The following is a 12,601-nucleotide window of genomic DNA, read 5'->3' as shown; positions in this document are numbered from 1 at the left end:
TCGAACTTCAAACAGCCACTGAAATTGGGAGAACGCCTGCTTGGGTAAGCCACCGATCAGCGATGCCGCGATGCGGAAGATGTACGAAACCATGAAGGCGCTTCGCAGCGCCAAGCGGGAAACCACCACATGGACAGGCGTGGCGCGCAACGCCAAAGCCTCGGCAGTGGCCGAACCAGAGTCGTTGCTGGCGGGCATTCTTTCGCAGTTGCATCGACGCGACACGGTGGTCACCTCCGGCGAACTACCTCTGCTGAAGACTGCGATAGAGAGCTACTTCCCTGTCTCCGTCGCGTCACTTCACACCGTCACCTGCAACGGCTCGACAGAAGAATGTGCTTCTGTGGCTGCCGGTGTCGCGCTGCGATCCATGGATGCGACGCGCGATCCCAAGCCTGTAACCATTGCACTGTTACAGGATTTTCCGTCTTTAGCGGGAACCCTGAAACTGATGGAATCCCACGACCTGCCTCTGCTGGTTATTGCAAAGAGCGAAGCGGAGCCAAGGGCTATTACGGAAAAGCGGATGAAGTCCACGCAGATCCCTATACTTCCGGTGGACGCTGCAGATGCAGTTGCAGTATGTCGCGTGATGCAGGAATCTCTTCTACGAGCACGCAATGGATGGGGTGGTTCCGTGATTCATGCCATCGCTATGCCATCAGCGGCTGACTCCATCGCCGGGATGGAAGAGCGTCTGCGAGCACGTGGTTTGCTCTAGGTTTTGCCGAGGCGTTTCTGTGTGAATATGCGCGCCTATCGACATCCTATAAGCTATTTACCAGGAACGACATGCACTGGCTATGGCAAACATTCGGGGATCAGAAGGAGCGCATGTGCCCTTTTGCCCGAACATCTTAAGTGCCGTTGCCAGTCATCTTACGGGCAAAGCTCATCCCAGTGAGGTCCGCTTGGAAGTATGTATTCGTGCAGTAATTAGGCCGCTGTGGTTTGCTACGCGTCGGAACCTGGCAACCACCGCTGTCCTTGGGGCTACCTTGTTGCCCTTCAGCGCATCTGCGCAGCAGCAATCACCTCCACCGGAAGCACCTGTCGTTCAGGCTCCGAAGCCAACCCCTATCGATCCATCGTCTGTACCAAACTACCCCACCGCGCAACCTTCTGCATCCCCACCGGTAACAGCTCCTCCGCTCAGACCTTATACAGAAGCCGACAAACCCGTCGTAGAAGATGAGCCGACCAAGGAACACCCGAATGTAGCCCGCAATCCCTACAATCCAGATTTGATCCCTTCGCAATTCAGCGACTACTGGCTTGGGTCTACCTACATCGACATGGATAGCTGGGTTTATCCCGCTCTCTTGCGTTTGTATTCGCGCGGCTATATTGATACCGCGTTCCTCAGTCTGCGCCCATGGACCCGTCGCAGCGTCCTGCACATGCTTGAGAAAAGCGAAGGCGCGATCCGCGATGGAGGCGATACCGAATCCGAAGAAATTCTGGATAAAGTGCTGTACGAACTGCGCGATGAACCGTCAGCGGATGGCCTGACAAAACGCGGGCTTATAACCGGCGTCTCTTCTGCCTACGTCAGCGTACGCGGTGTCGGTGGCACGGTGTTGCGTGATAGCTGGCATCTTGGCCAGACCTTCATTAACGATTATGGTCGCCCCTACTCCAGCGGCTTCAATACCTATGACGGTGGATCAGTCATCACTGAACTGGGTCCGTTTTCTTTGCGAGTTCGTGGCGAGTATCAGCATGCTCCGGGATACGAAGGCTACAGCTACGCACTGGCCAGTACCCTCTCCAATTTGGATGGCATCTCCTACAACAACCCATCCAAGGATTACTTTGGTGGAACCAATCGTCCTCAGGCCACCATCCCAGAGGGCCCCCTCTCCAGCGTCAACCGCTTCCATCTGATTGAAGCAACGTTTGCAGCACATGTCTTCAACCATGAAGTCTCCATCGGTAAGAGCGATGCATGGCTTGGACCAGGGCTGGGCGGCGCGATGCAATGGTCCAACAATGCGGACAACATCTATGCATTCCGTATCAATCGCGTAGAACCACTCCATATTCCGTTGGTGAGCAAGCTGCTCGGCGACACTCGTTATGACTTTTTCGTTGGCAGTCTCAAGGGACACACCTATCCCAACTCGCCGTGGGCGCATTCGGAAAAGATCGATTTCGCACCAACGAAGAATTTTCAGTTTGGCTTTCAACGAACCATCATCTGGGGCGGCAAGAACCATGCTCCCATCACGCTACATACTTTCTTCAAAGGCTTCTTCGACTTCAACGACACAACGCAGCAAGAAAAGTATTCACGCGACGATCCAGGCGCCCGCTTCTCATCGGTCACCTTCAGCTATCGCCTCCCCTTCCTGCGCAAATTAGCGACGCTGTATGCCGATTCCACGACGCATGACGATTTGTTCCCCCTCAGTGCGCCGCGGCGCGCAGGATGGCTTTCGGGCATCTACCTGACGCGTCTTCCCTACGCCCCCAAGCTCGACCTGCGCGTGGAAGGCGTATACACCGACTTCGTCACCAGCACTTCCACCAAAGGCCAGGGCAACTATTACGAAACCATTCAGCGCCAGGGCATGACCAATAGCGGCGTCATCTTCGGCGATTGGATCGGTCGCGAAGCAAAAGGTGGCCAGGCATGGTTGACGTACCACTTGAGCGGTAATGAGTGGGTTTCACTGCAGTATCTCCGCAAGAAAAACGGCAACGATTTTCCCGCAGGCGGCACCACGCAGAACACCTTCCGCGTAGACCTTGTAAAGCGCCTCACGCGTGATGTGGAGCTGAACGCATGGTTCCAGGAAGAGCGCTGGAAAGCCCCTATATGGAAGACAGGACAACAGGGCTCCACCACAGCGGCCTTCACGCTGACGTGGTATCCCGACCTGAAGACACCGCAATAATTTCACATGAAAAAGGAGGGCATGGCGCTTGCCATGTCCTCCTCTTTATTTCTTTGCGATCCGTTATGCCTTCGCTGCAATACGGGCTTTGAAATAATCCATAGAAAGCTGCAGACCATCTCGCAGGTTTACCCTGGGCTCCCATCCCAGCAACGCCTTCGCCTTCGTAATGTCCGGCTTGCGTTGTTTCGGATCGTCCTGCGGCATAGGCCGATAGACGATTTTGCTGCTGGAGCCGGTCACTTCCAGCACCGTCTTCGCGCAGTCCAGAATGGTCCATTCCTCAGGGTTGCCAATGTTTGTCGGAAGAGGCTCACCACTCTTTGCCAACGCCACAATTCCCCGAATGAGGTCTGATTGGAAGCAGAACGAACGCGTCTGCGACCCTTCACCATAGATCGTCAGATCCTGCCCCTGAAGCGCCTGCATCATCAGGTTGCTGATTACGCGACCATCGTTCGGCTGCAAACGCGGACCATACGTATTGAAGATGCGTACCATGCTGGTCCGCACCTTGTAGTAGTTGTGATAGGCCATGATGGTGGCTTCAGAGAAGCGCTTCGCCTCGTCGTACACAGAGCGAGGACCGATGGGATTCACGTTGCCCCAGTAAGTCTCTTTCTGCGGATGCTGCTCCGGATCCCCGTAGCATTCCGAGGTGGATGCGTGCAGGAATCCAGCGCCATACCTCTTCGCCACTTCCAATGCATTCACCGTGCCGTCCGAACCAACACGCAGCGTCTCCGGTCCCAGCTTCATGTAATCCACCGGGCTGGCAGGAGATGCGAAGTTGAATACAAAATCCACTTCGCCAAAATCAAATGGCTTGCAGATATCGTGCTGCTCAAACGAGAACTTCGAGTTCGATTTCAGGTGGGCCAGGTTTTCCAGTGAACCGGTGCAGAGGTTGTCGACACCGACAACTTCTGCACCTTCGGCCAATATTGCATCCGTAAGATGCGATCCCAGAAAACCTGCCGCGCCTGTAATCAGGACGCGCTTCCATTGCGCCATGTCTACAACCCTTCTCGCTTACGCGTTGATCGTCTCGCGGACAGGATGCGCCACAGGACGCCCCACGCTGTAGTAGCTAATGCCCGCATCCGCGACCTTCGTCGGGTCGTACATGTTGCGGCCATCAATGACAATGGCATAACGCAGCGCCGTACGCAGCTTCTCCAGATTGAGCGCGCCAAACTCATTCCAATCCGTGAGGATGAGCAGAGCATCTGCATCTTCCGCAGCCGAATAGATACCGTCGGCATAGTGCAGCTTGTCAGACTCCGGAAGTACAGCGCGCGTACGCTCCATTGCAGCCGGATCATATGCTGTGATCGAGCATCCTTCCGCGATCAGCATCTTCACCATCTCAATGGCGGGGCTGTCCCGGATGTCGTCGGTATCACCCTTGAAGGCCAGTCCAAGCACGGCAAGCTTCTTGCCGCGAAGCGTCCACAAAGCCGCACGCACCTTAGCCAGGAAGCGCTTCTTCTGGTTTACGTTGATACGCTCCACTTCCGTCAAGAGCGAGAAGTCCACGCCCATCTGCTCTGCAACGGAACGAAACGCCGCCACGTCCTTCGGGAAGCAGGAACCACCATAGCCGATGCCAGGACGCAGGAACCGCGGTCCGATACGCGTGTCCAGTCCCATACCCTGCGCCACCTGTTGCACGTTGGCATCGGTGGCTTCGCAAAGGCTGGAGACAGCGTTGATGAACGAAATCTTCAACGCCAGGAAGGCATTCGATGCGTGCTTAATGATCTCAGCACTCTTCGTAGAGGTAAGCAGAAGTGGCGGCGGCGCATCTGATGTGAAATCTCCGGGAATAATTCCTTCCCGCGTGTAGTACTCGCCGGAAGTCAGCGGAGCATAGATATCTTGCAGCAGTCGCGCTGCCTTTTCAGAATCAGCGCCCACCACGATGCGGTCCGGGTGGAGAAAGTCCGATACTGCGGTGCCTTCACGCAGAAATTCAGGATTTGAGCAAACATCAAACAGGCTGCGATCTACGCCGTTACGCTCAATCGCACGGCGAATCCACTCATTGGTATAGACCGGCACCGTGCTCTTTTCCACGATCACCTTGTAGGTCTTCAAATGCCGGGCGATTTCGCAAGCGACTGCTTCCACATAGGAGAGGTCGGCATCACCTGTCTCGGACTGCGGTGTTCCCACCGCAATAAAAATCGCTGCAGCTTTCTCAGTCGCAGCGCCCAGATCTGTGGTGAACTCGACACGATTATTGCGATATCGGTTGAGTAATTCTGGAAGATGCTCCTCGTGAATGAGGCTATCTCCGCCCTGCAGCGCCTTTACCTTCGCGGGATCATTGTCCACGCAAATTACATGGTGCCCCATCTCAGCGAAACAAACGGCAGCCACAAGGCCGACGTAACCGGAACCAACAACCGCGATATCCACAGTCTTTCCCATGAGGACAGGATACCTCACAGCATTGTCTATACCATCGTCCGCAGGCATCTCAATCGTTGGTCCCAAGACCTCTGGAAAGGAAACACTCCAGTTGCAGCAAAGGAGGTTATGATCTTCAAAGATGCCGCCCCTGACGAATCAGCCATCCGAGCGCGGAGTACCCGAAGCAGACGCAGGCTTCAGCGCTACTTCCGCAGAAAGTGCACTTTCGGAAGCTCTGAATGTGCTGCGCAAACGTAAATGGGTTCTCATTGCCGCTGCTGCCTTAGGCATTTTGTTCGGTCTTTACCAGGCCGCCACCCAGCCCATCGTCTACACCGCCAGCGGCAGGATTCAGGTTGCCAGGCCCAACTCACAAGCTTCGCTGGGTGCGGCCACAGGATCTGTAATGGGCTCATTGCAGTCCGAAGATCTGGAAACGGAAGTCCTGATTATCAGCAGTGAATCGCTGATGCTGAGTGTTGCGCAAGAGATGAATCTGGCGAACAATCCGGACTTTATGGGACCTGGCCCATACCGAAACATAAATGATCCCGTGATACGCGCCGCTGTTATCAGCAGGTTGTCCAACGCGTTTCAGGTTGCCTCCATTCCACGGACGCAGATGATCCGCATTGGGGTAACCGCCAGCAAACCGCAGCTTGCTGCCGATCTGGTCAACCATCTGATCAATGCGTATCAGCAGCGCTCTTTTGAAAGCCGCTTCGCTTCCACGCAACGCGTCTCACAGTGGCTACAAGGGCAGCTGGATGACCTGAAGCAGCAGGTCGAAGCATCGCAAGAACAATTGATGGACCTTCAAAAGCGGATTGGTGTGCTGGGGCTTGGAGCAGACGCCAGTAAACCCGTCACGACTCAGGTTACGGCTGCTGTCGAAGCGCTCAGTGCTGCAGCTATTCAGGCTAAGGTGCAACGCATTCTTGCGGAATCCCGTTACCGGGTTCTGGCTTCTGCCGATCCCACCTTGATGGAAGACAGTATGCAAGGACAGGGCGGAGGGCAATCGGCCCTGTCCTCGCTGAGAGCTGATGCTGCCGCAACCAAAGCGCAGATTGCCCAATCCGCTGTCACACTAGGTCCAAAGAATCCTCAGATTCTTGCTCTGCAGGCGCATTTGCGCGAAGTGGACCGAGAGATCAAGACAGAAGAAACACGCCTGGTAACCGAAGCCCAGCAGGCTCTGGTTGCAGCAAAGGCAAATGAAGCGCAGACGGAATCCGCACTGGAAGATCAAAAAAATCAGTCGTACCGTCTTCGTGATGACCTCGTGGAATATACGCTCCGTCAGCGCGACTATGAGACCAACCGTGCTCTGTACGAAGCGCTCCTTGCCAAACTGAGAAGCGCCAGCGTGCAGGCAGGTCTGGATGCACTGGAAATCGACGTCGTCGATCCTGCGTTCAAACCGGTAGGTCCTACCATTACGCCGCGCTCCAGCATTATGAGCAGAGACCTCATCATGAGCCTGATCCTGGGCGTCATGCTCGCCTTTGCCCTGGAGAGTCTGGACACCGGCATCCGAAGCGTTGCGGAAGTGGAACACATCACGCAACTTCCTTCGCTCAGCATCATTCCGCGTGTGCGCCGCTTGCCATCCGACGGTTCTGGCTCCATGACCGTGGCCCAGACGAACATTGGGGTTTTAGCAACATCAAAATCTCAGTTCTCAGAAGCGTTCCGCTCGCTCCGAACTGCGCTACTGCTGGCAACAACAGGACATCCCCCCAAGTTCATCCTGATCTCCAGCTCTACGCCCTCAGAAGGCAAGACGACAGTATCAACGAACCTCGCCGCGATCCTTGCCCAGCGAGAAACCCGTGTGTTGCTGATCGATGCGGATCTTCGGCGCCCCAATGTCCATCACCGTTTTGGATTGAACGGGCGCATTGGTCTCTCCACGATCCTGTCCGGCGGTGCCACTCTGGAAGAAGCCGTAAAGAACGTTCCCGAGGTTCCGAATCTGGATGTTCTATGCAGCGGTCCAGTACCACCATTCCCGACAGAAATGCTCTCCTCCGAGAGCATGAATCAACTTCTGCAGCAGTGCGCAGAGCTGTATACCCATATCGTGATCGATTCTCCCCCGATTCTTTCCGTAACCGATGCGGTCATCCTGGCGCGTCATGCAGACGCTATTGTCTTGGTGGTGCGCCATGGCAAGAGCAGCCGCAACGTCGTGCGGCGTGCGCGTGATCTTCTAGTACGTTCAGGCGCGCCCCTCACCGGAGTCGTGTTGAACTCTGTAGACATCAATGCACCGGAATACCACGGCTACTACGGATATTCGGGATACAGCTACTCCAACATCGATTCGGAATCGTGGGAATCAAATGGACGAGAAACCGAACGCAATAACAAGGGAGACGAAGCATGAAGCGGCTATATAACTTCATCATCCTTGCATCTCTTTTGTTGAGCGGAACGGTGTGGTGCCATGCACAATACACAGGCATCGCCCCCACCTCTTCGCCGGGGCTGAACATTCGCCACCCGCTGACCACGGATCGGACCATTCTGTTTCCCCCGCAACAAGATTTGACCGTGTTGCCCAATGACGTTGTGACTCTCTCGATTTTTGGTGTCACTCCGACGTTCACAGACGTGGAACGGGTAGCTCTTGACGGAACCATCCATCTCCCGATGGCTGGAATAATACGCATCGGGGGCTTGACCATTACCGCTGCGGAACAGAAGATCGCGCGTTTTTTGGAAGAGAAAGAGCTTTTTCATGATGCTCAAGTGAATCTCGTCCTCACGGAAATGCCCGATCATGTCGTCACGTTGGTCGGCGCGCTCGAAAAAACACTTCCGATGGTGGGTCAGCGTCGTCTGCTTGATGTCCTTTCCAGCGCAGGCGGCTTGCCAGAAACTGCAAGCACAGTGATCAAAATTGATCGTCCCGGAGTGGCAGACTCCATTTATGTCGACCTCGGAAACGACCCTTCAACCAGCTTGGCAGCCAACATTCCCGTCTTTGCAGGCGATATCATTACGACCGGCAACGTCGGAGCGTTTTATATAGTAGGCGCGGTTGGATCGCCCGGGGCTCATGCTCTGTCTGGAGCACGGCCTGTTACGGCGCTCATGGCTGTCGCCACCGCGGGAGGCACTTTAGAAACTGCCAAGCGGAATGATGCAAGCATTGTTCGTACCACAGGCAACACCCGATCCGTAATTCCTTTGCCTTTGAAGGATATTCAGGAAGGCAAAGTAGCGGATCCGGTTCTACAGGCAGATGACATCGTTCTGGTTCCCACAAGTATTCTCAGGAGCATCTTCCGCACGAGCAATGCAACGGCTATCGTCAGTCTGGCTGTTTCCATGGCAGCCCTTCTGCGTTAACCCCGCTACCACGGGAGCGAGCATTCGCTCCCGTGCGTAAGAGCTTCACAGGAGATCGATGGCTTCCGTAAATGAGCAGGTACGTCTGGCCTATGTGGTCAGTCATCCTATTCAATACCAGGCTGAACTGCTGCGCCGTATTGCTGCAGAGCCAGGCATAGATTTGCGCGTATTCTTCTGCTCAGATTTCTCTCTGCGCAGCTATAAGGATGCCGGCTTTGGTGTCACCGTAGAGTGGGACGTTCCACTGACGGAGGGTTATGCTTCAACGGTATTGCCCCGCTGGAGAGACACTTCAAAACCCAGCCCTCTTCGTCCCATCTCGCGAGGTTTCTTTCGCGAGTTGCAAAAGGGTGTCGATGGAAAGCCGTTCGATGCAGTCTGGATCCACGGCTACTCCACAGTAAATTCAATCCACGCCATGCTTGCGGCAAAGGCGCTTGGATTGCCCGTGCTACTGCGGGCCGAGTCGTGGCTCGCAGACCGCGTACGTTCCAATCAAAAGTTATTGGCAAAGCAAGCCTTCTTCACGATGCTTCGCAGCATGGTGAAGGCTGTGCTTCCTATCGGAACGGCGAACGCGCGTTACTGGGCACATTACTTTGGAAAAGACTTCCCAGCATTCCTGATGCCTTACGCAGTGAACAATGCATATTTTTCTGCGCGCACGAAAGAAGCAGAAGCCACGCGAGCGAATCTTCAGGCAGAGCTATCACTCGATCCTTCCCGTCCCGTCATTCTCTTCGCTTCGAAGTTGCAGGAGCGCAAACATGCAGACCATCTCCTGGAAGCCTACCTGCAATTGCGCGCGCGCAGTTCTTCGAATCCCTATCTGGTCATCGTTGGCGACGGTGAGATGCGTGCTGCGCTTGAAGAGCGCGTAGCACAAAGTGGTGTGACGGATGTACGTTTCGCCGGCTTCCGCAACCAGAGCGAACTTCCCCGTTTCTTCGACCTCAGCGATGTGTTCGTATTGCCCTCACGACACGAAGCATGGGGTCTGATTACGAATGAGGCCATGGCTTCTGGACTCGCTGTGATTGTGACCAGCGACGTGGGATGCGCCGCAGATCTGGTTCGCAATGGTGAAAACGGCTTCGTATACCCGATAGGCGATGTACAGGCTCTAAGCCAGGCTCTGGAAGCAACTCTCCAGCCGGGTGCGCCTGAACGCATGGGAAGACGCAGCGAAGAGATCATTGCTCACTGGGGTTACGCCGAAGATATCGCGGGACTGAAAGCTGCTTTGCGCCACGTCACCGGCAAACAGGCAGGAGCCTGAGTCCATGCGTATCCTGCACGTTATCGCCACACTGGACCCGGCCGCAGGTGGCCCCATTGAAGGTGTACGCACGCTCTTCGGCTACAAGAACGAAGGTTATGAAGGTGAAGCCGTCACTTTTGACGCGCCCGACGCGCCGTACCTGAAAGGCCTCCCCTTTCCGGTGTATCCACTGGGGCCGCGCACGTCAACCTATGGATACACGGCAAAGCTTCTGCCCTGGTTGCGTGAAAACCGTGATCGTTATGACGGTGTGATCGTCAACGGCCTGTGGCAATACACCGGTCTGGCAACCATGCGAGCCATGCGAGGACACAAACCGTACATGGTTTTCTCGCACGGCATGTTGGACCCTTATTTCAAGCGCCGGTATCCACTGAAGCATTTGAAAAAAGCCATTTACTGGTATCCCGCAGAGTATTGGGTTCTGCGAAATGCCTATCGTGTCCTTTTCACTACTACGAGTGAAGAAAAGCTTGCAGAAGAGAGCTTCGCCTTCTGGAACTGGAAAGCGCAGGTGGTGCCCTATGGCATCCGCGCTCCACAGACTGATCCCGTAGCAGACATCGCTTCATTCCTCCGCGTGGTTCCTGCCGTAGAGGGCAAACGCTTTCTGATCTACCTGAGCCGTATCCATCCCAAAAAAGGCTGCGACCTGCTGCTGCAGGCGTTTGCTTCCGTTGCAGCAAGCGATCCAGACTTGCATCTCGTCATGGCTGGTCCGGATGAAACCGGTTGGATTCCAGAACTACAACAGATCGTGGACAAAGCTGGTCTCACAGACCGCGTTCACTGGCCCGACATTTTGCGTGGCGCAGAGAAATGGGGAGCTTTCCGTGCTGCGGAAGCTTTTGTCCTGCCCTCGCATCAGGAGAACTTCGGCATCGCTGTCGCTGAGGCACTGGCAGCGGGCAAGCCCGTTCTGTTGAGTGACAAGGTCAACATCGGCGATATGATCCGCAACGAAGGCTGCGTGCTCATTGAGCCAGACACTGCAGAAGGAACGCACACGTTGCTGGAGCGTTGGATTGCGCTGTCTCCAGAAGACAAGCAGCGTATGAGCAATGCAGCAACTGAGTGCTTCCGCACACGCTTCGATATGCTGGAGACCGCACAGACCATCATGGCCCTCTTCCAGCAGGCAAAGAACGAAGGAGCACGCTGAATGGCACGCGAAGCCGCTTACGTGGCCACCGACCATATCGACGAGAGCGAGCACGCCGACCCCTATCTGCGTCCGGCATTCACGCTGCGTAATCGGCTGATGCGTGTGCTTTGGGGCGTGGTTTGGCTGTTGCTGTACCGTCCGTCGCCAAGGCCCATGCACGGTTGGCGCGCCATGCTGCTGCGTCTGTTCGGAGCCACCATGGGACCGAATTGCCACTTCTACCCAAAGTCAAAAATCTGGGCTCCCTGGAACCTCTTCTGCGCGGACCAGGTCACAGCTGCCGACGGCGTGGAGATCTATAACCCTGCGCCTATGCACTTTGGTTCGCATGCCATCGTCTCGCAGGATGCCTTTCTGTGCGGCGCAACACACGACTACAATTCCGCTGCTTTCCCGCTCATTGCCTACGAGATGCGTTTCGGCGCCTACTCATGGGTATGCGCGCGCGCCTCTGTTGGGCCAGGGGTGAATGTTGGCGAAGGAGCTGTGCTGGGCATGTCTGCAGTAGCCACGCGCTCACTACAGCCGTGGACAGTCTATACAGGCAATCCCGCCAAAGCAGTCAAGGAACGCGTTAACACCATGGAGCGTTCGGCGTGATCTCAGTTGTCATTCTGACGAAGAACGAAGCCGGTGATATCGCAGGCGCGATCAAAAGCGTTGCATTCTCCGACGATGTGCATGTCTTCGATTCGCTGAGCACCGACGGAACACAGCAGATTGCCCGCGATCTGGGCGCCACGGTACACGAACGCGCCTTTGACAATTACGCAGCTCAGCGCAATGCGTCGCTGACCGTGCCGCAATTTCGCCATGACTGGATTCTGATTCTGGATGCGGATGAACGGCCCACTCTAGAGCTTGCGCGGGAGATGCTGACGTCAACGCAAAATGCGCCCCCGGAAGTGGCAGCCTTTCGTTTGCGACGCCACGACTACCTATGGGACACATGGCTGAAACACGCGCAGATTACGCCGTATTACACGCGTCTGGTGCGCCGCGGACGCGCACGTTACATCCGCGAGATCAATGAAGTCATTGAAGTGGATGGCAGCATCGTGGAGCTCACCGCCCCGTTGAACCACTACCCTTTCTCCAAAGGCATTGCTCATTGGGTCACGAAACACAACACGTACTCCACCATGGAGGCGCAACTGCTGGCCACAGGTGCTGCATTTGAAGACGCGTCAGTCAAAACCGCACTCTTCGGCAAAGACCGCGCAGAAAGACGCCGCGCGCAGAAAGCACTGTTTTTCCGCGTCCCGGCAAGGCCACTGGTGAAGTGGCTTTACATGATGTTCTTTCGCGGAGCGATTCTCGACGGCTACGCAGGCCTGACGTACAGCACGCTACAGTCTTTTTACGAATACCTGATCGAACTCAAGCGTCGCGAAATCCTTCTTAAGCGCTCCTGAATTTACCGAATTTTATTCGCCAAACGAAGTAAAGCCCTCGCAGAAAGCGAGGGCTTTG

At 55.5% G+C, this 12,601-nt stretch carries 10 protein-coding genes; 8 read left to right on the top strand and 2 right to left on the bottom strand.

The genetic code is table 11. The features are described 5' to 3' along the window. The first annotated feature begins 40 nt into the window (after positions 1-40). Both JAO32_RS14165 and JAO32_RS14160 read left to right on the top strand, forming a co-directional pair. A complete protein-coding gene (locus tag JAO32_RS14165; protein ID WP_334241484.1) occupies positions 41-721 on the top strand; it encodes a hypothetical protein in 681 nt (226 codons plus the stop codon). A gap of 280 nt (positions 722-1,001) precedes the next feature. Further along, positions 1,002-2,900: a capsule assembly Wzi family protein gene (locus JAO32_RS14160; protein WP_334241482.1), complete on the top strand. Its 1,899-nt coding sequence runs from the start codon at positions 1,002-1,004 to the stop codon at positions 2,898-2,900. Positions 2,901-2,963: 63 nt separating this feature from the next. Here the strand turns inward: JAO32_RS14160 and JAO32_RS14155 are convergent, their stop codons facing one another. Both JAO32_RS14155 and JAO32_RS14150 read right to left on the bottom strand, forming a co-directional pair. Further along, positions 2,964-3,914 (bottom strand): UDP-glucuronic acid decarboxylase family protein, encoded by a 951-nt coding sequence (locus JAO32_RS14155; RefSeq protein WP_334241481.1) that lies wholly within the window; start codon positions 3,912-3,914, stop codon positions 2,964-2,966. A gap of 18 nt (positions 3,915-3,932) precedes the next feature. Next, the gene (locus JAO32_RS14150; protein WP_334241479.1) at positions 3,933-5,336 is read right to left on the bottom strand and encodes a UDP-glucose dehydrogenase family protein; all 1,404 of its coding nucleotides are present in this window, start codon (positions 5,334-5,336) and stop codon (positions 3,933-3,935) included. 121 nt (positions 5,337-5,457) lie between these two features. Here JAO32_RS14150 and JAO32_RS14145 point away from each other — a divergent pair, with 121 nt between their 5' ends. From JAO32_RS14145 to JAO32_RS14120, 6 genes are read left to right on the top strand one after another with little or no spacing between them, the layout of a single operon-like run. Continuing rightward, entirely contained in the window at positions 5,458-7,710 is a 2,253-nt protein-coding gene (locus tag JAO32_RS14145; RefSeq protein ID WP_334241476.1) for a GumC family protein, read from the top strand. Then, a complete protein-coding gene (locus tag JAO32_RS14140) occupies positions 7,707-8,678 on the top strand; it encodes a polysaccharide biosynthesis/export family protein (protein ID WP_334241474.1) in 972 nt (323 codons plus the stop codon). The genes JAO32_RS14145 and JAO32_RS14140 overlap by 4 nt, the downstream gene beginning before the upstream one ends. Positions 8,679-8,736: 58 nt before the next feature. Beyond that, positions 8,737-9,960: a glycosyltransferase family 4 protein gene (locus tag JAO32_RS14135; RefSeq protein ID WP_334241472.1), complete on the top strand. Its 1,224-nt coding sequence runs from the start codon at positions 8,737-8,739 to the stop codon at positions 9,958-9,960. 4 nt (positions 9,961-9,964) lie between these two features. Beyond that, positions 9,965-11,125 (top strand): glycosyltransferase, encoded by a 1,161-nt coding sequence (locus tag JAO32_RS14130; RefSeq protein ID WP_334241470.1) that lies wholly within the window; start codon positions 9,965-9,967, stop codon positions 11,123-11,125. Next, on the top strand, positions 11,126-11,728 hold the full coding sequence (locus JAO32_RS14125; protein WP_334241468.1) for a putative colanic acid biosynthesis acetyltransferase: 603 nt from the start codon (positions 11,126-11,128) through the stop codon (positions 11,726-11,728). Continuing rightward, positions 11,725-12,543 carry a glycosyltransferase family 2 protein gene (locus tag JAO32_RS14120; protein ID WP_334241465.1) on the top strand — a complete coding sequence of 273 codons (819 nt, stop codon included), beginning with the start codon at positions 11,725-11,727 and terminating at the stop codon, positions 12,541-12,543. Before JAO32_RS14125 ends, JAO32_RS14120 begins: the two co-directional genes overlap by 4 nt. The last annotated feature ends 58 nt before the right edge of the window (positions 12,544-12,601 follow it).

It is taken from the genome of Terriglobus sp. ADX1, from assembly GCF_036877645.1.
Lineage (GTDB): Bacteria > Acidobacteriota > Terriglobia > Terriglobales > Acidobacteriaceae > Terriglobus.
This window is presented reverse-complemented; position numbering and strand designations above follow the sequence as displayed.